The 21,549-nt window shown below is 73.0% G+C and carries 19 protein-coding genes; 12 read left to right on the top strand and 7 right to left on the bottom strand.

The window, feature by feature from the left end; genetic code table 11:
- Positions 1–303: 303 nt before the first annotated feature.
- Complete coding sequence (locus AB0J86_RS07915; RefSeq protein ID WP_363854238.1) at positions 304–1,173, bottom strand: PAC2 family protein; 870 nt, start codon at positions 1,171–1,173, stop codon at positions 304–306.
- Positions 1,174–1,563: 390 nt separating this feature from the next.
- On the opposite strand from AB0J86_RS07915, the gene AB0J86_RS07920 reads away from it, so the two are divergent.
- Positions 1,564–2,313 carry a neutral zinc metallopeptidase gene (locus tag AB0J86_RS07920; RefSeq protein ID WP_363854241.1) on the top strand — a complete coding sequence of 250 codons (750 nt, stop codon included), beginning with the start codon at positions 1,564–1,566 and terminating at the stop codon, positions 2,311–2,313.
- Positions 2,314–2,467: 154 nt separating this feature from the next.
- Positions 2,468–3,145, top strand: coding sequence for an HAD family phosphatase (locus AB0J86_RS07925; protein WP_363854768.1), 678 nt, complete (start codon positions 2,468–2,470; stop codon positions 3,143–3,145).
- 123 nt (positions 3,146–3,268) lie between these two features.
- Here the strand turns inward: AB0J86_RS07925 and AB0J86_RS07930 are convergent, their stop codons facing one another.
- The 5 genes from AB0J86_RS07930 to AB0J86_RS07950 form a co-directional block, all read right to left on the bottom strand.
- Positions 3,269–5,818: an FtsX-like permease family protein gene (locus AB0J86_RS07930; protein WP_363854244.1), complete on the bottom strand. Its 2,550-nt coding sequence runs from the start codon at positions 5,816–5,818 to the stop codon at positions 3,269–3,271.
- On the bottom strand, positions 5,818–6,585 hold the full coding sequence (locus tag AB0J86_RS07935) for an ABC transporter ATP-binding protein (protein WP_363854247.1): 768 nt from the start codon (positions 6,583–6,585) through the stop codon (positions 5,818–5,820). Before AB0J86_RS07935 ends, AB0J86_RS07930 begins: the two co-directional genes overlap by 1 nt.
- Before the next feature lie 360 nt (positions 6,586–6,945).
- Positions 6,946–7,632, bottom strand: a complete 687-nt coding sequence (locus tag AB0J86_RS07940; protein WP_363854250.1) for a response regulator transcription factor — start codon at positions 7,630–7,632, stop codon at positions 6,946–6,948.
- A gap of 130 nt (positions 7,633–7,762) precedes the next feature.
- Positions 7,763–8,980, bottom strand: a complete 1,218-nt coding sequence (locus AB0J86_RS07945) for a sensor histidine kinase (RefSeq protein ID WP_363854253.1) — start codon at positions 8,978–8,980, stop codon at positions 7,763–7,765.
- 123 nt (positions 8,981–9,103) lie between these two features.
- Positions 9,104–10,063 (bottom strand): PD-(D/E)XK nuclease family protein, encoded by a 960-nt coding sequence (locus tag AB0J86_RS07950; RefSeq protein WP_363854255.1) that lies wholly within the window; start codon positions 10,061–10,063, stop codon positions 9,104–9,106.
- Positions 10,064–10,225: 162 nt separating this feature from the next.
- On the opposite strand from AB0J86_RS07950, the gene AB0J86_RS07955 reads away from it, so the two are divergent.
- From AB0J86_RS07955 to arc, 4 genes are all read left to right on the top strand, one after another.
- On the top strand, positions 10,226–11,320 hold the full coding sequence (locus tag AB0J86_RS07955) for a site-2 protease family protein (RefSeq protein ID WP_363854771.1): 1,095 nt from the start codon (positions 10,226–10,228) through the stop codon (positions 11,318–11,320).
- Positions 11,317–12,285: a tRNA (adenine-N1)-methyltransferase gene (locus tag AB0J86_RS07960; RefSeq protein WP_363854258.1), complete on the top strand. Its 969-nt coding sequence runs from the start codon at positions 11,317–11,319 to the stop codon at positions 12,283–12,285. The genes AB0J86_RS07955 and AB0J86_RS07960 overlap by 4 nt, the downstream gene beginning before the upstream one ends.
- Positions 12,286–12,301: 16 nt before the next feature.
- Entirely contained in the window at positions 12,302–12,874 is a 573-nt protein-coding gene (locus tag AB0J86_RS07965; RefSeq protein WP_363854261.1) for a hypothetical protein, read from the top strand.
- Positions 12,875–13,153: 279 nt separating this feature from the next.
- The gene (arc, locus tag AB0J86_RS07970; RefSeq protein WP_363854264.1) at positions 13,154–14,932 is read left to right on the top strand and encodes a proteasome ATPase; all 1,779 of its coding nucleotides are present in this window, start codon (positions 13,154–13,156) and stop codon (positions 14,930–14,932) included.
- A gap of 267 nt (positions 14,933–15,199) precedes the next feature.
- Here arc and AB0J86_RS07975 read toward each other — a convergent pair whose 3' ends face one another.
- The gene (locus AB0J86_RS07975; RefSeq protein WP_363854269.1) at positions 15,200–15,667 is read right to left on the bottom strand and encodes a GtrA family protein; all 468 of its coding nucleotides are present in this window, start codon (positions 15,665–15,667) and stop codon (positions 15,200–15,202) included.
- Positions 15,668–15,815: 148 nt separating this feature from the next.
- Between AB0J86_RS07975 and AB0J86_RS07980 the strand changes: the two genes are divergently transcribed.
- The 6 genes from AB0J86_RS07980 to prcB all read left to right on the top strand — a co-directional run bounded on the left by AB0J86_RS07980 (position 15,816) and on the right by prcB (position 21,530).
- Complete coding sequence (locus AB0J86_RS07980) at positions 15,816–17,384, top strand: DUF2142 domain-containing protein (protein ID WP_363854272.1); 1,569 nt, start codon at positions 15,816–15,818, stop codon at positions 17,382–17,384.
- A gap of 2 nt (positions 17,385–17,386) precedes the next feature.
- Positions 17,387–17,734 (top strand): DUF2304 domain-containing protein, encoded by a 348-nt coding sequence (locus tag AB0J86_RS07985; RefSeq protein WP_363854275.1) that lies wholly within the window; start codon positions 17,387–17,389, stop codon positions 17,732–17,734.
- Complete coding sequence (locus AB0J86_RS07990) at positions 17,731–18,510, top strand: glycosyltransferase family 2 protein (RefSeq protein ID WP_363854278.1); 780 nt, start codon at positions 17,731–17,733, stop codon at positions 18,508–18,510. Before AB0J86_RS07985 ends, AB0J86_RS07990 begins: the two co-directional genes overlap by 4 nt.
- Positions 18,511–18,621: 111 nt before the next feature.
- Positions 18,622–20,139, top strand: a complete 1,518-nt coding sequence (dop, locus tag AB0J86_RS07995; protein WP_363854280.1) for a depupylase/deamidase Dop — start codon at positions 18,622–18,624, stop codon at positions 20,137–20,139.
- A 118-nt stretch (positions 20,140–20,257) separates the two neighbouring features.
- Positions 20,258–20,473 (top strand): ubiquitin-like protein Pup, encoded by a 216-nt coding sequence (locus AB0J86_RS08000; protein ID WP_363854283.1) that lies wholly within the window; start codon positions 20,258–20,260, stop codon positions 20,471–20,473.
- 223 nt (positions 20,474–20,696) lie between these two features.
- On the top strand, positions 20,697–21,530 hold the full coding sequence (gene prcB, locus AB0J86_RS08005) for a proteasome subunit beta (RefSeq protein WP_363854286.1): 834 nt from the start codon (positions 20,697–20,699) through the stop codon (positions 21,528–21,530).
- Positions 21,531–21,549 lie beyond the last annotated feature (19 nt).

The raw sequence follows: 21,549 nt of genomic DNA on the forward strand, positions 1-21,549 counted from the left end.
GCAGGAGCCCCGGGCAGGAGGCGCCTGATCGCACAACAGCCCCGCGGTAGGCCCCTCACGCGTCGGCGAGGGGCCTACCGCGGGGAAACCGCGAGATCAACAATCTCGGACGAGCGCGCGGGGCTGGGCGGCGGCGCCCCGAGCCGAGGAGCGCGCCGCGCAGGCTTCCTCAGCGAGCAAGCGCAGCGGCGCCGGTGGTGTCTGGACCGACGCGTCGCGGCGCAGAACCACTCACCCACGCCGCCGCGGAGGGGAAGACACCACCTCTCAGGCGCCGCGAAGCGCGCGAGCGCAGCAGCTCAGCTACCAGGAGCCGGCGGTGGGGCCGGCGGAGCCGCCGCGACGGCGGAGGTACTTCTCGAACTCCTGGGCGATCTCGTCGCCGGTCAGCGGCTGGATGCCGGCGTCACCGACGCGCTCCTCCAACTCGCGGACGTACTCGCCGAGTTCGGCGTCCTGCTCGGCGGCGGTACGCACCCGCTGTTCCCACTCGGCGGCCTCCTCGGCGAGGTCGGTCATCGGTACCGGCAGGTCGAGCACCTCTTCGACCCGGTGCAGCAGGGCCAGGGTGGCCTTGGGGCAGGGCGGGTTGTTGGCGTAGTGCGGTACGTGCACCCAGAAGGAGACGGCGTCGAGCTCGGCGCGGCTGGCCGCGTCGTGCAGCACGCCGACGATGCCGGTGGGTCCGTCGTAGCGGGTGGGGGTGAGCTGGTACCGCTCGGCCATGCCCTTGTCCGAGGCGCTGCCGCTGATCGGGAGCGGCCGGGTGTACGGCACGTCCGCCAGCAGCGCGCCGAGCAGGACGATCCGGTTGACCTCGAGGCTGTGGCAGAGTTCGAGCACCTGCTCGCAGAACGTGCGCCAGCGCATGCTCGGCTCGATGCCGCGGATCAGCACGACGTCGCGGTCGGTACCGGCGGGGCTGGCGACGGTGAACCGGGTGGTGGGCCACTCGACCCGGCGCGTCTCGCCCTCGGCCATGGCCACGGTGGGCCGGCTGACCTGGAAGTCGTAGAAGTCCTCCGGGTCGAGTTCGGTCACCGGTCGCGCCTGCCAGACCTGCTCCAGATGCTCGACGGCGGCGGTGGACGCGTCGGCGGCGTCGTTCCAGCCCTCGAAGGCCGCGATGGCGACCGGCGACCGCAGCACGGGGAGTCCGTCGAACTCGCTCACGCCGACACCTCGCTGTGCTCGACCGCGCCGAGCCGGCCGGTGGCCGACCCGACGATCCTCGTGCCCTGCCGTCCAGCGGTGGCGTCCCTGTTGTCCCTCACGGTCGTCAGCCTACGTCCCGAGCCGCGGTGCGGCCCGCCGGCCGCGCCGGTCGGCGGCGCCGCGCCCGCCGGGGTACCGGTCGGGGGGTGCGGTACCGCCCCGAGCTGGGACATGCCGGGCGGAACCGGCAAGATTGGTGATCATCTAAGCTTGCTCCGGCGGGGGACGCCCCGGCCCGGATGCGCCCGCCGGGCCCCCGGCCGCGCCCGCCCGGGCGGTGGCGGGGGAGCGGCATGGTGGTAGGTATGCCGGGGTACAGCGGCTTGGTCGAGGGTCGAGGAGGGCACCGTGTCGGCACGCAGCGGGTACCGGTCGAGGATGCTGGCGCTGGTGGGGCTGCTGGTCGCGGCGCTGACGGCGCTCGCCTGCGGGATCGGCCCCGCCGGGCCCGGGCGGCCGGGGGCCGGTGGCGGCGGGTCGACGGGCGCGGCGCCGGGCGGGTCGGCGAGCGACCAGGCGGACGGGACGATGACCGTCGAGGAGTTCAAGCGGGACACCTCCGGCGCGGTCGCCGTCGCCGAGCGGTACTGGACCGGGCGTTTCCAGGAGTCGGGGCAGCGGTTCCAGCCGATCCGGCGGATCATCCCGTACGAGCGGACCGGCGAGGTGGACTGCGGCGGGGAGGCGTTGGGGCGCAACAACGCCGCCTACTGCCCGGCGGGTGACTTCATCGCGTACGACGTCAACTGGGCGGTCGGCGCGTTCCGGAAGATCGGCGACGCGTTCCTGTTCTACCTGCTCGGTCACGAGTACGCCCACGGGGTGCAGGTCCGGTTGGGGATCCGGTACCAGTTCACGATCCAGCAGGAGTTGCAGGCCGACTGCATGGCGGGGGCGTACATCGGCGACTCGGTCAAGGACCGGGCGTTGACGCTGGCGGACGGCGACCTCGACGAGCTGCGGCAGGGGCTGTTCGCGGTCGGCGACGCCCCGGACCAGCCCTGGTTCGCCGAGGGCGCGCACGGCAGCGCGGAGCAGCGTACGGAGTCGTTCTTCCGGGGGTACGAGCGGTCGCTGGACGCCTGCGACCTGACCTGAGCTGGCGCCGCTGGGCCGGTGACCGGCCGGCGGTGGCGGTGAGGTTTCGGCCACAGTTGGCGGTACGGCCCCGGCCGGTCGGCGGGCGGTTGGCAGGATCGGCAGGGTACGCCCGGGGCCGTTCCGGGCGCGTCCGCCGCCCCGGGAGGTTCCGCTGAACCCGCGTCACCCCGCCGCAGTCCTGTTCGACATGGACGGCACGCTCGTCGACAGCGAGAAGCTCTGGGACGTCGCCCTCGACGAACTCGCGCGGCGGTACGGCGGTGAGCTGTCGTCGGCGGCCCGGCTGGCGATGGTCGGTACCAGCATGGGCGAGTCGATGGAGATCCTGCACGCCGACCTGGGCCAGCCGTGGCGGGACCCGGAGGAGGGCGCGGCGTGGCTGCACCGGCGGATGGCCGAGCTGTTCCGGACGGGGCTGCGGTGGCGGCCGGGCGCGGTGCAGCTGCTGCGGGCGGTGCGGGCGGCCGGCATCCCGACGGCGCTGGTCACCTCCACGGCCCGGGCGCTGGTGGAGGTGGCGCTGGAGACGTTGGGGCGGGACAGCTTCGACGTGGTGGTCTGCGGCGACGAGGTGCTCGCGCCGAAGCCGGCCCCGGAGCCGTACCAGACGGCGGCGCGGCTGCTCGGGGTGCCGATCGGCCGGTGCGTGGTGGTGGAGGATTCGCCGGCCGGGGTGGCGAGCGCGTTGGCGGCCGGGGCCGCGGTGCTGGCGGTACCGGGTGACGTGCCGCTGGCCGCCGCGCCCGGCGTACACCTGCGGGAGAGCCTGACCGGCGCGGACCTGGAGCTGCTGGCGGCGCTGCTGCCCTCGGCGGAGCTCTCGGGCTGAGCCGCCGGGCGGGCGGCGCGGGCGTCACCGCCGCGCTCGCACGTCGTGGCGGGCCCGCGCTCGCGCGCAAGGCTGGTGCCCGGTGCGGGCCGCCGGCACCCCCTACCGGCGGCCCGCCCGGCGTCACTCGTGGGCGATCGCGGCCAGTACGTCGATCCGGGCGGCCCGGATCGACGGCAGCACCGCGGCGATCACTCCGATCACCGCCGCGAGCCCCACGAAGAGCCCCATCTGCGACCAGGGCAGGGTCAGCTCGGTGATCCCGTCCGACTCCAGGGCGTGGACCACCGCGGTGCCGAGCCCGGCGCCGACGACCACGCCGAGCAGGGCCCCGAACACCGAGATCACCACGGCCTCGACGGTGATCATCCGCATGGTCTGGGCCCGGCGCAGGCCGATCGCCCGGAGCAGGCCGAGTTCCCGGGTGCGTTCCAGGACCGACAGGGCCAGGGTGTTCACGATGCCCAGCACCGCGATGAGGATGGCCAGCGCGAGCAACATCTGGATCATCCTGAGCAGGGTGTCGAACTGTCCGCTCTGCTGGTCGATGTAGGCGGCCCGGTCGGCGACGGAGACCTCGGGGCTGTCCGCGAGCAGCGCCTCGACCTGCGGTTGTACCTGGCCGACCGGTACGCCGTCGCGTAGTTGCAACAGCCCGAGGAAGGGCTGCGGGTTGGCGAAGTCGGTGGTGGCCTCGCGGGGCAGCAGGTAGCTGCCGGGCAGCGCGTCCTGCGGGTAGAGGGCGCTGACCGTGTACGTGTGCGGTTCGCCCCGGGACAGCTGCACGGTCACCTTGGCGCCGAGGGCGAGGCCGCGCTTGGCGGCCGTCTCGTCGGAGATGGCGATCTGGTCGGGGGCGAGCCGGTGCAGCGTACCGGCGGTGGCGGTGGCGCCGTAGATGGCGCCGAGCGCCGACAGGTCGGTGGTGGCGTTGAGGTAGCTGCGCTCTCCGTTCACCATCGCCTGGTCGTTGTAGACGCCGGCGACGGCGGCCATGCCGGGCAGGGCGGCGGCCCGGTCCAGTACCGCCGGGTCGAAGCTGGGCAGCCGTGGGCCGGTCTGCGCCCCGGAGATCACCAGCTGGGCGTGCAGGGTCTCCTCGGCCTGCGCGGCGAGGCTGGACTTGGCCGAGTCGAGGATCACGGTGACGCCGGTGACCAGGGCGATGCCGACCATCAGCGCCGCGGCGGTGATGGCGGTGCGGCGCGGGTTGCGGCCGGAGTTGAGCCGGCCGAGCTTGCCCGGTACCGACCAGGAGAAGAGGCGTCCGAGCAGCGCGACCACGGGCCGGCTGATCAGCGGGGTCAGCAGCGCCACCCCGATGAACGCGACGAGCACCCCGCCCAGGATGGTCCAGAGCGTGCTGTCCCCGGTGCGGCCGGAGAGCCCGAGGGTGAGCAGGGCGCCGCCGGCCGCGCCGACCACCGCGCCGGCGACGGAGATGCGGGTGAGTGGCCGGTCGGGGGTGGCGGCGTCCTGGAGGGCGGCCACGGGTGGGATGCGGGCGGCGCGCAGCGCCGGTAGCGTCGCGGCGATCACGGTGACCAGCAGGCCGACGGCGAACGCGCTGATGACGGCGGCGGCCGGGAGTCCGACGCCGGCCAGTTCCAGGCCGCCGCCGAGCTGGCCGAAGGCGAAGGCGAGCAGGGCGCCGACGCCGATGCCGGCGCCGAGGCCGAGCGCCGAGGCGACCAGGCCGATCGCCACGGCCTCCAGCAGGACCGAGCCGATGATCTGGCGGCGGCTGGCGCCGACGGCGCGCATGAGGGCCAGTTCGCGGGTGCGCTGCGCGATGATGATCGAGAACGTGTTGAGGATCAGGAAGATCCCCACGAAGAGCGCCACGGCGGCGAATCCGAGCAGGATGTTCTTGAAGAAGGCGAGTCCCTGCTTGAGGCCGGCGGAGGCGTCGTCGGAGAGCTGGGCGCCGGTCTTGACCACGTACCCGTCGCCGAGGGTGGTGGCGATGCGGTCGCGCAGCTGCTCGGGGGTCACCCCGTCGGCGGCCTTGACGGTGATGCTGTTGTAGACCCCGGTCTCGCCCAGCATCAGCTGCTGCGCGGCCCGGTCGGTGAAGGCGACCTCCTGTACGCCGCCGAGGCTGTCCCGGTCGCCGCTGTAGCCGAAGACGCCGACCAGGGTGAACTGTCGCTTCGGCGCGAGGGTGAGGACGCCGACCCGGTCGCCGACGGAGAGCTTGGCCGCCTTGGCCACCTCGGCGTTGACGGCGATCTCGTCGTCGGCGGTCGGTCCGCGCCCCTGGCGCAGCCTGACCAGGTCGCTCTCGCCGGTCCAGTTGCCGCCGAGCTGGGGCGGACCGAACGAGGTGATGACCTTGCCGTTGGCGCCGATGACGCGGGCGCCGTCGGCGGAGACGAGGCCCGTCGCCTGGGCCACCCCGGGTACGCCGCGCACCCGCTCCACGGCCGAGGCCGGGAAGTTCGCGGCGACCTGCTCGCCCTCCATCTCGCTCACGCTGATCTTGGGTTTGGCGCTGACGCCGACGTCGGTGCCGGAGTAGGCGTCGCTGAAGACCGAGTCGAAGGAGCGGCTGAGGGTGTCGGTGACGACGAAGGAGCCGGAGACGAACATGACGCCCAGCACCACGGCCAGGCCGGAGAGGATCAGCCGGACCTTGCGGGCCAGCAGGCTGGAGAGGGTCGCGCGCAGCATCAGGCCGCCGCCCCGGCCAGCCCGTCGAGCTTCTTCATCGTGTCCAGCACGGTCTCCGGGGTCGGCTCGACCAGCTCGGAGACGATCTGCCCGTCGGCGAGGAAGACCACGCGGTCGGCGTACGAGGCGGCGACCGGGTCGTGGGTGACCATGACGATGGTCTGGCCGTGCTCGGCCACCGAGTTGCGCAGGAAGTTCAGCACGTCGGCGCCGGATCGGGAGTCGAGGTTGCCGGTCGGCTCGTCGGCGAAGATCACCTCGGGTCGGGCGACCAGGGCCCGGGCGCAGGCGACCCGCTGCTGCTGGCCGCCGGAGAGCTGGCTGGGGCGGTGGCCCAGCCGGTCGCCGAGGCCGACGGTGGTGATCACGGTGTCGTACCAGTCGCGGTCGGGGCGGCGCCCGGCGATGGAGAGCGGCAGCAGGATGTTCTCCCGCGCGGTGAGCGTCGGCAGCAGGTTGAACTGTTGGAAGATGAAGCCGACCTTGTCGCGGCGCAGCTTGGTCAGGCCGCTGTCGCCGAGCCCGGTGACGGTGGTGTCGCCGATCTGGATCGTGCCCCGGGTCACCGTGTCGAGGCCGGCGAGGCAGTGCATCAGGGTGGACTTGCCAGAGCCGGACGGGCCCATGATCGCGCTGAACCGGCCGCGTTCGAACTCGGCGCTGACGCCGCGTAGTGCGGTCACCTGCGCCTCGCCCGTGCCGTAGACCTTCCAGACGTCCGTCGCGCGGGCCGCCACCCCCGAATCGCGGCCTACCGTCGCTGTCACTGACTCATCCCTCCATGCGGGTTGTCGTGGTCCGGCCGGGCCGTGGTCCGGCCGGCAGCTCCCATCGTCGGTGCCGCCGGCGGTGCCGACGTCCACCCGGGGACGGAACCCGGGCGCAACTTTCGTTGCGGGTCGGCCCCTAGGCGCAGCTCAGGGTTGACCCTGAGCCGGCGACCGGGTGGGCCGGTGCGGTACCGGCCGTCGGGAGCGCGCGCGGCTCGACCGGCGGTTGAGCAGCGCAGACTACGGAGCGTACGTCAGCGGCTACGCGATCTAGGGCAAATCCGTGCTAGTGAATCTCCAATCACCGCGATTTGCCCTAGATCGGCGGGAGGCGGGAGGGGCGTGCGGGGCGGGCGGTCAGCCGCCGGGGCGCACCAGGCCCGACTCGTACGCCAGCACGACCGCCTGGACCCGGTCGCGGAGACCGAGCTTGGTGAGCACGTGCCCGACGTGGGTCTTGATCGTGGTCTCGCTGACCGAGAGGGCGCGGGCGATCTCGGCGTTGGACAGTCCCCGGGCGACCTGCACCAGCACCTCGCGCTCCCGCTCGGTGAGCACGCTCAGCGACTTCGGGGGCGCCGCCGCCGGGTCGGGCAGCGAGTCGGCGAAGCGGTCCAACAGCCGCTTGAGGATCCGCGGGGCGACCACCGCCTCCCCGGCCGCGACCGTGTGGATCGCGGTCACCAGGTCCTCGGCCGGTACGTCCTTGGCGAGGAAGCCGCTCGCCCCGGCCCGCAGTGCGCCGACGACGTACTCGTCCAGGTCGAAGGTGGTGAGGATGAGCACCCGTACCGGCAGTCGGGCGTCGACGATGGTGCGGGTGGCGGCCACCCCGTCCAGCCGGGGCATCCGGATGTCCATCAGCACCACGTCCGGCAGGAGCCGCCGGGCCAGGTCGACGGCCTCGGCGCCGTCGCCGGCCTCGCCGACGATGTCCAGGTCCTCCTCGGCGCCGAGCACCATCCGGAAGCCGGTACGCAGCAGCGGCTGGTCGTCGGCGAGCAGGATGCGTACCGGTCGTCCGGCGGTCCTGGTCTCGGTCATCCCGCCTCCCCGGTGTACTCGGTCATCGCGCCCGTCCCCGTGCCGTAGGAACCCGGTCGTCGCACCGGGCCGTCGCGCCGCCACGCGGCCGTCCCGCCCGCGTCGGCACCGGTCCGCCGGTCCGTCCGCGTCACGCCCCGCCCCCGCCGCCGGTGGTACCGCGTCCGTCGGTGCCGCCCAGCTGGTCCACCGGAAGTTTCGCGTAGACCCGGTAACCGCCGCCGGGCCGGGGGCCCGTGCGCAGGGTTCCACCGTAGAGGGCGACCCGTTCCCGCATGCCGACCAGACCGTGTCCGACCCGCCCGGAGTCGGGTACCGGACCACGCCCGGTGTCCGATATTTCCACGATCATCCAGTAGACCCCGAAGCTGAGCCGTACCGCCGCCGTGGCGCTGCCGGCGTGTTTCAGCGTGTTGGTCAGCGCCTCCTGCACGATCCGGAAGATGGTCAGCGCGACGCCCGGGTCGAGCGGGGCGGGCACCCCGTCGACCCGCAGCGTCACCGGCAGGCCCGCCTCGCGTACCTGCTCGACCAGCGCCTCGATGCCGGCCAGCCCGGGCTGCGGGGCCAACTCGGCGGCCGGCTCCGCCTCCGTACGCAGCACGTCCAGCAGCCGGCGCAGCTCGCGCAGCGTGCCGCGGCTGGTGTTCTCGATGGTGCCGAGCGCCTCGTCGGCGGCGTCCGGGTCGCGGCGCAGCACCCGCCGGGCCCCGGTGGCCAGCACCCCCATCACGCTGACGTGGTGGGCGACGACGTCGTGCAGCTCGCGGGCGATGCGCCGGCGCTCCTCGGCGACGGCCTGCTCGGCCAGGGAGCGCTGGTTCTCCTCGGCGACCCGGGCCCGCTCGCGCAGCGCGTCCGTCGAGGTGCGCCGCGCCTGCACCGTGCGCCCCACGAAGAACGCGACGAGCGCGACGAGCAGGTTGTTGAGGACCGCGACCTGCCGGGAGCCGGCCGGCAGGGCCGCCAGCGGCGCCGGAGCGAGCACGTTGGCCGCCAGTACCGGCGCCCAGAGCAGGAGCGCGGCGAGCAGCGCCGGCCGGGGCGGACGGTGCGCGGCCATCGTGTAGGTGAGCACCACCGGGACCAGCGGGGCCAGGTGCGGGGCGATTGGAATCGCCTGGGTGCCGGCGACGAGGCCGACGGCGAACCAGGGGGCGGCGCGCCGCAGCGTCACCGGGACCGTGCGCAGCACGCTCAGCAGCAGCGCCACCGGCAGGTTGGCCGGCGGGTGGTCCGCCGACGGCAGCACGGTCAGGGCGGCGTCGGCGGCGAGCAGCACGGCCGCGAGCGCGCCGTCGGCGAGCAGCGGCCGGCGCCGCCACCACTGGCCGAACCGCTCCGTCATGCCAGCGACGCTAGTGGCTGTGCCGGGCGGCGGATCGGCGCCGGTGCGGAGGCGGGTCTCCTTCTCACGGAGGAGACCGTCTCGTCCGCGCCCGGGGTCGGGGACCGCGCCGGGCGGGCCGCGTCAGTCGTCGACGCCCGGTGCGGCGGGCGCCTCGGCGGCCGGCGCGCCCGGCGCCCGCTCCGGAAAGGGCGGGGGAGTACCGCCGAAGGAGGGGCAGCGCTCCTGGTGGCTGCACCAGTCGCAGAGCCGGCTCGGCTTGGGGCGGAAGTCCCGGGCCGCCGTGGCCTGCTCGATCGCCCGCCACAGCGCCACCACGGTCCGCTCGAAGCGGGCCAGCTCCTCGGCGTCGGGGGCGTAGTCGCAGATCTCGGCGTCCTTGAGGTAGAGCAGGCGCAGCACCCGGGGGACCACCCCGCGGGTGCGCCACAGCACCAGGGCGTAGAACTTGAGCTGGAACAGCGCCCGGGCCTCGAACGCCTCCCGGGGCGCGCCCCCGGTCTTGTAGTCGACCACCCGCAGCGCCCCGTCGGGGGAGACGTCGAGGCGGTCCAGGTAGCCCCGGATCAGCAGCTGGTCGTCGACGACCGCCGAGATCAGGCTCTCCCGCTCGGCCGGCTCCAGCCGGCGCGGGTCCTCCACCGCGAAGTAGCCGCCGAGCAGCCCGCGCGCGGACTCCAGGAACTCGGCCGGCCCGGCGGTGTCCCCGTCGGCGAAGAGCTCGGCCAGCTCCGGCTCCTCGGTGACCAGCCGCTCCCATTCGGGGGCGACCAGGGCCTCCGCCGCGGCCGGCACCCGCTGCGCGGCCGGCAGGTCGAAGAGCCGCTCCAGCACCGCGTGCACCAGCGTGCCGCGGACCTGTTCGACGGTGGCCCGCTCGGGCAGCCGGTCGATGCTGCGGAAGCGGTAGAGCAGCGGGCAGGTCTTGAAGTCCGCCGCCCGCGAGGGGGAGAGGGTCGCCAGCGGCGGCGGGGACGCCTCCTGCGGGGCCGCCGAGCTCTCCGCGGGCGCCGAGCCTTCCGGGAGCGCCGAGCTTTCCGGAGGCACTGGGACCGCCTGCGTCGTCACCGTTTCCGCCGTCATGACCGAAAGGCTAAGCCACGGGTACGACGGAACCGCCGCGCCGGGCGCGGGTACGGCTCGTACGGCCGGGTCCGTAGCATTCACGCCGTGGAGCAGAGTGCGGGACCCCAGCCCCGGCCCGATCGCCGTCCGGAACGCCGTACCGGCCTCACCGTCGGGCGGGTGTTCGGGGTGCCGGTCCACCTGAACGTCTCCATGCTGCTGCTGGCCGTGCTGGTGACCGTGACCTACGGCCAGTTCGTCCGCGGCCAGCTGGACCTCTCCGCCCCCGCCGGGTACCTGGTCGGGTTCGGTTTCGTGGTCTGCCTGCTCGGCTCGGTGCTGCTGCACGAGCTCGGGCACGCGCTGACGGCGCGGCGGTTCGGCATCGAGGTACGCGGGATCACCCTGGAGCTGCTGGGCGGCTACACCGAGATGGACCGGGACGCGCCCTCGCCCCGGGTCGACCTGCTGGTCTCGCTCGCCGGGCCGGCCGTGTCGCTGGTGCTGGGGCTGGCCGCCGTGCTGGCCACGCTCGCGCTGCCGGACGCCACCCTGCCGAACCAGCTCACCTTCCAGCTGGCGGTGAGCAACCTCATCGTGGCGGTCTTCAACATCCTGCCGGGCCTGCCGCTCGACGGCGGCCGGGCGCTGCGGGCCGGGGTCTGGGCGGTCACCCGCGACCGGCACCTGGGCACCGAGACGGCCGGCTGGGCCGGGCGGGTGGTCGCGGTCGGCACGGTACTGCTGGTGGTGCTGCTGACCGCGCTGGGCCGGCTGGCGCCGTTGGGGCTGGCGCTGATGCTGCTGGTCGCCTTCACCCTGTGGCAGGGCGCCGGCCAGGCGGTGCGGCTGGCCCGGATCAGCCGCCGGTTCCCCCTGGTCGACCTGGCCACGCTCGCCCGGCGGCCCTTCACGGTCCCGACCGGTACCCCGCTGGCCGAGGCGCAGCGCCGCGGCGTCGAGGCCGGGTCGGCGGACGCCCCGCTGGGGGTGGCCGACTCGACCGGCCGGCTGGTCGCGCTGGTCGACCCGACGGCCGCGGGCGCGGTACCGGCGGAGCGGCGGCCATGGGTACCGGTGGACACGGTGGCGCGCGGACTGGAAGCGCTACCGCGGATTTCCGCGGGGCTGGACGGGGAAGCGGTGGTCCGCGCGGTACAGACCCACCCTGGCGCGCAGTACCTCGTGACGTCGGGCGAGGATGATGTGCTCGGCGTACTGCACATCGCCGATCTGGCACAGGTTCTCGAGCCCAACCGAAAGATGGAGAAGTGACCGCACAGCCCACCGTCGCCGCCGCCGGCCCGCCCACCCCGGCGGGCCGGGGTACCTTCCAGCCGGGTGACCGGGTGCAGCTCACCGACCCCAAGGGGCGGATGCACACCATCACCCTGGAGCCCGGGAAGTCCTTCCACACCCACCGGGGCGCGCTGGAGCACGACGCGTTGATCGGCCGCCCGGACGGCAGCGTGGTCACCTCGACCGGCGGCACGGCGTACCTGGCGCTGCGTCCCCTGCTGGCCGACTACGTCCTGTCGATGCCCCGCGGCGCCCAGGTGATCTATCCGAAGGACGCCGCGCAGATCGTCACGATGGGCGACATCTTCCCGGGCGCGAAGGTGCTGGAGGCCGGCGCCGGCTCCGGCGCGCTGACCTGTTCGCTGCTGCGTGCGGTCGGTGCCGCCGGCGAGGTGCACTCCTTCGAGCTGCGCGACGACTTCGCCCAGATCGCGCGCCGCAACGTGGAGGCGTTCTTCGGCGGGCCGCACCCGGCCTGGAAGCTGCACGTGGGGGACGTGGCGACGTGCCAGGAGACCGGTTTCGACCGGATCATCCTGGACCTGCTCACGCCCTGGGAGGCCCTGGACCTGGTGGAGCGGGCGCTGGTCCCCGGCGGCGTCTTCATCGGCTACGTCGCCACCACGCCGCAGCTCTCCGAGCTGGTGGAGGCGTTGCGGGAGCGCGGCGGGTTCACCGAGCCGCGGGCGTGGGAGTCGCTGGTGCGCGACTGGCATGCCGACGGGCTGGCGGTACGACCGGACCACCGGATGATCGCGCACACGGCGTTCCTGGTCTCCGCGCGTCGGCTGGCCCCCGGCGTCACCGCGCCGCCGCGCCGGCGCAAGCCGAGCAAGGGCGCCGAGGCGTACGCCCTGCGCAAGCAGGAGCTGCGGCAGGCCCGCGAGACGGCGGGCGCGGAGCCGTCCGGCGAGGCGAGTGGGGAGGAAACCGGCCAGTGACCACCTGCGAGCAGGCATGAGCGGTTCCGCCTTCGGCGGGGGCGAGCTGCCCGCCGTCTTTCCCGACTGGTCGCCGTACCAGGACCTGGAGTCGGCCGCCCGGGCCTACCTGCGCGACCCGGACCTGGCGCTGGAGGCCCTCGAAGGGGTGCTCGGCGGGGCCGCGGTGCTCGGGTTCACGCTCGAACGGTTCGTCAACGAGGTGAACGGGGTCTGGCAGGAGGTCGTCGTCTGCGACGGGAACCGGCTGATCCTGTGGCACGGTGAGGACGTGCCGCCCGACGACGGGCCGGCCGGCTCGATGACCTCGTCGGTACGGGTGGTGCCCATCTCCACGGTCACCGAGGTGGGCTGCCGCCGCCGGATAACCCGGGCCCCCAACGGCGCCACCCGGGTGGACAGCATCGACGTCTACCTGCTGCTCAGCTCGCTGGACGAGTCGGCGCCGGTCGACGAGGCGCCGGCGACGCCGCGACACGACGCGCTGCGCTTCGGCAAGACGCTGGACGACGGCGGGTCGGGGCAGATCGCGCGGCTCGAGGAGTTCGCCCGGCTGGTCTCCTCCGTGGTGGGCCGGCCGAGCCGCTGACGGGCCGCTGGGGCGCGGCCCGACGGGCCCTGGGCAGCGGGACCCGACAGGCCCTGGGCAGGGGCCCGACGGCCCGGTCGGGCCCGCCAGACGGGCCGCTGGGCACGATCTGACCGCCCGGTCGGGCGCGGCCCGACCGGCGGGCGGAGCGTGGTCCGTGGCCGGGCGGCGGGGCCGACGACGATCAAGGTTCGGTGACGAGGGTGTTGCATGGAACCGAATCGGCGTCATACCGGTTAGTGTTATGGCAGAACGTTCAAGCCCCCGGGGAGGTGGGACGTGGCACGCAGCGACGACGCGGACTCGCGCGCCGCACGGTGGGAGAAGGAGGCCCACGATCTCTCCACCCAGGTCGCGTTTCTTCAAGAGGAACTCGCTCTGGTGCGGCGCAAGTTGACCGAAAGCCCCCGACACGTCCGGCAGCTCGAGGAGCGCCTCGCGGCGACGCAGGCGCAGCTGGCTCGAGTGACCGAGAACAACGATCGACTCGTGAGCACCCTCAAGGAGGCACGGGCCCAGATCGTGACGCTCAAGGAGGAGATCGACCGGCTGGCGCAACCGCCCAGCGGGTACGGGATCTTCCTGACCCGGCACGAGGACGGCACGGTGGATGTCTTCACCGGTGGCCGCAAGCTCCGGGTCGCGGTCTCCCCCTCACTGGACGTGGGGGAGCTCCGCCGTGGCCAGGAGGTGCTCCTCAACGACGCGCTCAACATCGTGGACGCCTTCGGTTTCGAGCGGGTCGGTGAGGTCGTGATGCTCAAGGAGGTGCTGGACGATGCGAAGGGCCCGGGTGACCGGGCGCTGGTGATCTCCCACGCCGACGAGGAGCGGATCGTCCACCTCGCCGAGACGCTGATCGGCCAGCCGTTGCGGCCCGGCGACTCGCTCATGATCGAGCCCCGCTCGTCGTACGCGTACGAGCGGATCCCGAAGAGCGAGGTCGAGGAGCTGGTCCTGGAGGAGGTTCCCGACGTCGACTACACCGACATCGGTGGCCTGCACGCCCAGATCGAGCAGATCCGGGACGCGGTGGAACTGCCGTTCCTGCACGCGGACCTGTTCCGGGAGCACCAGCTGCGCCCGCCCAAGGGCATCCTGCTCTACGGGCCGCCCGGCTGCGGCAAGACGCTGATCGCCAAGGCGGTCGCCAACTCGCTGGCGAAGAAGATCGCCGAGAGCCGGGGCGAGGAGAAGCACACCAGCTACTTCCTCAACATCAAGGGTCCCGAGCTGCTCAACAAGTACGTCGGCGAGACCGAGCGGCACATCCGGCTGGTCTTCCAGCGGGCTCGGGAGAAGGCGAGCGAGGGCACGCCGGTCATCGTCTTCTTCGACGAGATGGACTCGGTGTTCCGGACCCGTGGCTCCGGCGTCTCCTCGGACGTGGAGAACACGATCGTCCCCCAGCTGCTCAGCGAGATCGACGGCGTCGAGGGGCTGGAGAACGTCATCGTCATCGGCGCCTCCAACCGCGAGGACATGATCGACCCGGCCATCCTGCGGCCCGGCCGGCTCGACGTGAAGATCAAGATTGAGCGGCCGGACGCCGAGGCGGCCAAGGACATCTTCTCCAAGTACATCCTCAGCGGGCTGCCGCTGCACCCGGACGACCTGGCCGAGCACGGCGGGGACGCCCAGGCGACAGTCGCGGCCATGATCGAGGCCGTGGTGCTGCGGATGTACTCCGAGACGGAGGAGAACCGGTTCCTCGAGGTCACCTACGCCAACGGTGACAAGGAGGTCCTCTACTTCAAGGACTTCAACTCGGGTGCCATGATCCAGAACATCGTCGACCGCGGCAAGAAGATGGCGATCAAGGAGTTCCTCTCCTCCGGTCGCAAGGGTCTGCGCCTGCAGCACCTGCTCGACGCCTGCGTCGACGAGTTCCGCGAGAACGAGGACCTGCCGAACACCACCAACCCGGACGACTGGGCCCGGATCTCCGGCAAGAAGGGCGAGCGGATCGTCTACATCCGTACGCTCGTCTCCGGCGGCAAGGGCGCCGAGGCGGGCCGCTCCATCGAGACCGCCTCCAACACCGGTCAGTACCTCTAGCGGGTACCATCGGCGCGGCGGGCGGTACGACCTACCCGGAGCCGGGCGGACGAGGAACTCCTCGTCCGCCCGGCCCCCGTTTCGCTGCCTCTCCTCGGCGCCGCCCACGGTCGGTGCCGCCCGTGGCGCCTCCCGCCCGGCCGGGTCACCGCGGCGGCGGAACGGCCGGGGGCGGGGGAGTAGCCGGATCGCGGCGAAGAAGGAGCGGCCGGGTCGCGGCGGCGGGGGAGCGGGTCGGGCCGGTCGGGGAGCCGGGGTCAGCGAGGGTCAGCGCGGGGTACGGAAGACCCAGACCCGGTAGCCGACGAAGTTCAGCACGGTCAGCACCACGAGCACCGCCAACCGGGCGACCAGGTAGTACACGCCGACGGCGACCAGCGCGCTGACCGAGAGCACGGTGAGCACCCAGTTCAGCGCGGCCAGCAGCAGGTAGCGCACCAGCTGGCCGCGGGTGGAGCCGGTCGCCGCGAAGACCCAGCCCCGGTTGAGCAGGAAGTTGACGACGAACGAGGTCACCACGCCGACGAGGGTGGCCACCGGGACCGGGACGCCGAACCCCCCGTGCAGCAGCCAGAGCAGGCCGGTGTCCACGGCCGCGCTGAGCCCGCCCACGAGCAGGAAGCGTACGAAGCCCGAGCCGAGCAGGCGGCGGACCGCGGCGACCAGGCCGCCACCGGCGGGTACGGCGGTGGGGGATCCGGGCTCGGCGACGGTCCCGTCGGCTGCGGCGGTCATGGGTGGTGAGCATAACGGTGGCGCCCCGAGCGCCCACCGGGACCCGGACAACCGGGTGCACCGAGGTCGGCTACTCTCAGCACCCGTGACGACCCCCACGGCCGGCGCGGGCCGGCCACGAGTGCGCTCCACACGCCCGCCAGGGCGCATGCTGACCTGGGTGCTGCCCTTCGTCGGCTATTTCCTGCTCTTCACCGCCTGGGCGGTCGCCACACCGTACGACGGCAGCCCCGACGAGATGCGCCACATCCAGCGAGCCTACGGCGTCGCCTCCGGCGAGTTCGCCCCGGCTCCGGCCCGGGAGGGCAAGTTCGCCGGCGCGTACCAGGACGTACCGAAGAGCCTCATCCGGACGAACTGCTTCGCGTTCCGCTCCAACGTCCCCGCCAGCTGCGGGCCGGCGCCGGGCGGCGACGAGACCAAGGTCCGGGTGCTCACCCCGGCCGGTCGGTACAACCCAGCCTACTACCTGGTCGTCGGCTGGCCGCTGGTGCTCTCCCCGACCATGGCCGGGGTCCTGCTCGCCCGGATCGTCAGCGCGGCGCTGGTGGCCGCGCTGCTGGCCTGGGCCACGGCGGTGGCGATCGCGCTGCGCCGGCGCGGGGTGCTCGCCGGTCTGCTCGTCGCGGTCACCCCGATGGCCGCCTACCTGGCCGGGGCGATCAACCCGAACGGCGTGGAGATCGCCGCCGGGGCCGCCCTGGTGGTGGCGCTGATCGGCGTACTGCTGGAGCCGGACGGTCCGGCGCAGCGCCGCTCCGTCTGGTGGCTCGCCGCGGTCGCGGGCGGGGTGCTGCTCACGGTACGGCCGGCCGGACCGGCCTGGTTCGCGGTGATCGCCGCGGTCCTGTTCGTCCCGCTCGCGGCGAGCCGGTACCGGGCCCTGCTGACGTCCCGGCGGTTCTGGTCGTTCGGCGCGGCGCTGGCCGTGGTCGGTCTGGCCGCGGCCGGCTGGACGGTGTGGAAGCGCGCCAACGAACTCACCCCCAACGCGCCGCCGCGGCCGAACCTCACCTTCGTCGACAGCATGAAGATCGAGTTCTTCGACCAGTGGCGGCGACACGTGAGCGAGATGGTGGGCGTGCTCTCCTGGCTCGACACCCCGCTGCCGGTGGTGGTGCACCTGGCGTGGTGGATGTCGGTGGGCGCGCTGGTCGTGCTCGCGGTGCTGGTCGGACGCCCGGCGGACCGCTGGCGGGTGGTCGGGCTGGCGGCCCTCGGCATGCTGGTACCCGCCGCCGTCGAGGCGCTCAACGCGAGCCAGTACGGCTTCATCGCGCAGGGCCGCTACTACCTGCCGATGCTGGTCGGGGTGCCGATCCTGGCGGCGTACGTCATCACCGCCCGCTCCCGGTTCGACCTCACGCCGCAGCTGACCCGGCTCTTCGCGGTGGTGCTGGTGCCGATCCAGGTGGCGGTGCTCTGCTACCTGATGGTGCGCTACCAGCAGGGTCTGCCGGCGAAGGGCCTGACGCCGTCGCTGAACCCCTTCGCCGGGTCGTGGCACCCCGCGCTCGGCTCCGTACTGCCGGTGCTGCTGGCGCTCGCCGCCGCCGCGCTGCTGATCGTGTTCCACTACCGGATCACGGCCGACCCCACCGGGGCGGCCGGGCCGGGTGAGGTACCGCTGAACGGGCGCGTCGCGTCCGCCTCCATCCCCCAAGACGAACTCACTGTGGTCGCGGCCGAGCCGCGGCGTGGAGAGGAAACGGCCTGAACATGCGCCTGACCATCCTGACCGGTGTCACCGGCCTGATTCTCCTCGTGGTCGTCGTCGAGCTGATGCGTCGACGCCAGCTGAGGGAGAAGTACGCGGCGCTCTGGATCGTCGTGGCCCTGCTCGGGCTGCCCCTCGCTCTCTTCCCCCGCCTCCCCGACGCGGTTGCGGGCATGCTCGGGGTGGTCAACGGGGTCAGCCTGGTGCTCTTCGGCGGCGTCGTCTTCCTGGTTCTGGTCAGCATCCACCTGAGCTGGGAGCTGAGCCGGCTGGAGGAGGAGACCCGGGTGCTCGCCGAAGAAGTCGCGCTACTGCGTGCCGAGACCGCCCAGCAGAGGAGCGAGCCGTGATCGACGGCAAGAAGGTTCTGATCATCATTCCCGCCTGGAACGAGGCGGGCTCCATCGCCGACGTGATCCACGAGGTCCACCGCGAGCTGCCCGGGGTGGACGTGCTGGTGGTGGACGACGGATCGGGGGACAGCACCTCGGTCGAGGCGCGCAAGGCGGGGGCCGAGGTGCTGCGGCTGCCGTACAACCTCGGGGTGGGCGGCGCGATGCGGCTCGGCTACCGCTACGCCGCCGACCACGGCTACGACGTGGCCCTGCAGGTGGACGCCGACGGGCAGCACGACCCGCGGTACGTGCCGCAGCTGATCGCCGTGCTCGCCGACGCGGACCTGGTGATCGGCGCCCGGTTCGCCGGGGTCGGCAACTACACGGTACGCGGCCCGCGCCGGTACGCGATGACGCTGCTCGCGGTGGTCCTCAGCCGCATCGCCCGCTCGCCGCTCAGCGACACCACCTCGGGCTTCCGGGCCGCCAACCGGCGGGTCATCGAGCTGTTCGCGCGGGCCTACCCGGTGGAGTACCTGGGTGACACGATCGAGACCGTGGTGCACGTGGCGCGGGCGGGGCTGCGGGTGGTGCAGGTGCCGGTCGCCATGCGCGCCCGGATGGCCGGTACGCCGAGCCAGTCGGTCGCGAAGGCCACCTTCTACCTCGGCCGGGCGGCGATGGTGCTGCTGCTCGCGCTGATCCGCCGGTACGAGCCGGTGCCGCCGGCGCCCGCGCCCGCCCGCGAGGAGCTGCATCCCGTCGGTGGTGACGGCACCGCCCTGTCCTGACGTGGGGTCGCCGCGGCCAGTTTCCGCCGCCGTGTCTGGCGGCGGGAGCGGCGCGCGGCGACCGGAGCGGACTACGCTCGACCCCATGGGCGAGAGAAGCGGGGTCCCGGCATGAGCGTACGGCGGATCATGGGCACGGAGGTCGAGTACGGCATCTCCGTACCCGGCCAGGCCGGTGCCAATCCGATGGTCACCTCGTCGCAGGTGGTCAACGCCTACGGCGCGCGGCCCGAGTTGACCCGCGGCGGCCGGGCACGGTGGGACTACGAGGAGGAGTCCCCGCTGCGCGACGCGCGGGGCTTCACCTACTCCGGCGCGGCCTACGACCCGGCCGAGGCGCTCGCCGACGAGGACCTCGGGCTGGCGAACGTGATACTCACCAACGGCGCGCGGCTCTACGTCGACCACGCGCACCCGGAGTACTCCACTCCCGAGGTGACCAACCCCCTCGACGTGGTCCGTTGGGACAAGGCGGGGGAGCGGGTGATGGCCGAGGCGGCCCGGCGGGCGGCCACGATCCCCGGTACCCACCCGATCCACCTCTACAAGAACAACACCGACAACAAGGGCGCCAGCTACGGCGCGCACGAGAACTACCTGATGCGCCGGCAGACCCCGTTCGCGGACATCGTCACGTACCTGACGCCGTTCTTCGTGACCCGCCAGATCGTCTGCGGCGCGGGCCGGGTCGGGATCGGCCAGGACGGCTCCCAGCCGGGCTTCCAGATCTCCCAGCGGGCGGACTTCTTCGAGGTCGAGGTCGGCCTGGAGACCACCCTCAAGCGCCCGATCATCAACACCCGGGACGAGCCGCACGCCGACGCCGACAAGTACCGCCGGCTGCACGTGATCATCGGTGACGCGAACCTGTCGGAGATCTCGACGTACCTCAAGGTCGGTACGACCGCGCTGGTGCTGACGATGATCGAGGAGAAGGCGCTCACCCCGGACCTCGGCATCGCCGACCCGGTCGCCGAGCTCAAGGCGGTCAGCCACGACCCCGGCCTGACCCACCTGGTCCGGCTGCGCGACGGTCGCCGGCTCACCGCGCTCGACCTGCAGTGGGCCTACTACGAGCGGGCCCGGTCCTTTGTCGACGATCGGTACGGCTCCGACGTGGACGAGGCCACGAGCGACGTGCTCAACCGGTGGGAGAGCGTGCTGGACCGGCTGGGCCGGGACGCCATGCTCTGCGCGGGCGAGCTGGACTGGGTGGCCAAGCTGCGGCTGCTGGAGGGCTACCGGGAGCGCGAGAAGCTCGGCTGGGCCTCGCACAAGCTCCAGCTGGTCGACCTGCAGTACTCGGACGTGCGGCCGGAGAAGGGCCTCTACCACCGGCTGGTGTCGCGCGGCTCGATGGCGACGCTGCTGTCCGACGAGGAGACCCGCGCCGCGATGGTGGAGCCGCCCGAGGACACCCGCGCCTACTTCCGCGGTCGTTGCCTGGCCCAGTACGCCTCCGAGGTGGTCGCCGCCAGCTGGGACTCGGTCATCTTCGACGTGGGCCGGGAGTCCCTGGTCCGGGTGCCGATGATGGAGCCGGAGCGGGGCACCAAGACGCACGTCGGCGCGCTCTTCGACCGCTGTCCCAGCGCGAAGGACCTGCTGGAGACCCTCACCGGCGGCTGACGCCCCGGCCGGCCGTACGCGCCCGGCCGACTTCCGTAACCCTGACGTGGCACGGCAGGGCCATTCCGTCGTTCCCGCGAGGTAAGTTTTCCCCAGGCGATCGTGGAGGAGGCACCAGATGACTACCCGTGACAGCGGCGGTCAGTCGCAGTCCGGCAAGAGCTCGCAGGACAAGCCGGTCGAGGAGGTCACGACCGAGGCGAACGCGGAGACCATCGAGCGCGTCGAGCAGCTGAAGGAAGAGACCGACGACCTGCTCGACGAGATCGACTCCGTGCTGGAGGAGAACGCCGAGGAGTTCGTGCGGGGATACGTACAGAAGGGCGGCCAGTGATCTTGTCGCGGTGATCCGCCAGCCCGTCGCCGCGCCGGCACGCCGTGCCGGCGCGCATGGGCCCGCGGTGAACCGGACGCGGCTCCGCGCCGTTCGCCCCGCGATCATGGCACCGCGCGGGTCCGGGCGTTAATCTGCTTCAACCCCGCGCGTCACCGACGCACGATCCGGGTGCCGACGGCGTCCGCGCGGGCCGCGACGGGTACCGAGCGAAGGGAACTACGTGGTAGCGGGCTTCGATCCAGCCGGGCGCCTCTGGGGCGTCGAGTCGGGCATGTCCTCGTTCACCCAGCTGTTGAGCGAGGTCGCCCCCGAGTTGCTTCCGGGTCGTCGCCCGCTGCCTCCCGGAAGCGCCGCCGAACTGGCGCCGCACGCCACCACCATCGTCGCCATCAGCACCGCCGAGGGCGTGGTGATGGCCGGGGACCGGCGCGCCACCTCGGGCAACCTGATCGCCAGCCGCACCGTCGAGAAGGTCTACCCGGCCGACGCGTACTCGCTGGTCGGCGTCGCCGGCACGGCCGGGATCGGGATCGAGCTGCTGCGCCTCTTCCAGGTCGAGCTGGAGCACTACGAGAAGATCGAGGGCGCGATGCTCTCGCTCGACGGCAAGGCCAACCGGCTCGCCTCGATGATCAGGGGCAACCTCGGCGCGGCGATGCAGGGCCTCGCCGTGGTGCCGATCTTCGCCGGCTTCGACCTGGGCGCCACCGACCCGAGCCGGGCCGGGCGGATCTTCAGCTACGACGTCACGGGCGGACCCTACGAGGAGACCGGCTACGACGCCGTCGGCTCGGGCTCGCTCTTCGCGAAGGCCGCGCTGAAGAAGCGGTACCGGCCCGGGCTCGGCACCGAGGAGGCGATCCGGCTCGCCGTCGAGGCGCTCTACGACGCCGCCGACGACGACAGCGCCACGGGCGGCCCGGACCTGGCCCGCCGGATCTTCCCGGTCGTCATGACCGCGACGGCCGAGGGGACCAACCGGCTCACCGACGCCGAGTCCGCGTCGCTCGCCGAAGCCGTCGTCGCCGCCCGGATGGAGAATCCGGGCGGCTGACCCGCCCCGCCCGCCGCCC

Source organism: Micromonospora sp. NPDC049559, assembly GCF_040676675.1.
Taxonomy (GTDB): domain Bacteria; phylum Actinomycetota; class Actinomycetes; order Mycobacteriales; family Micromonosporaceae; genus JBFAPK01.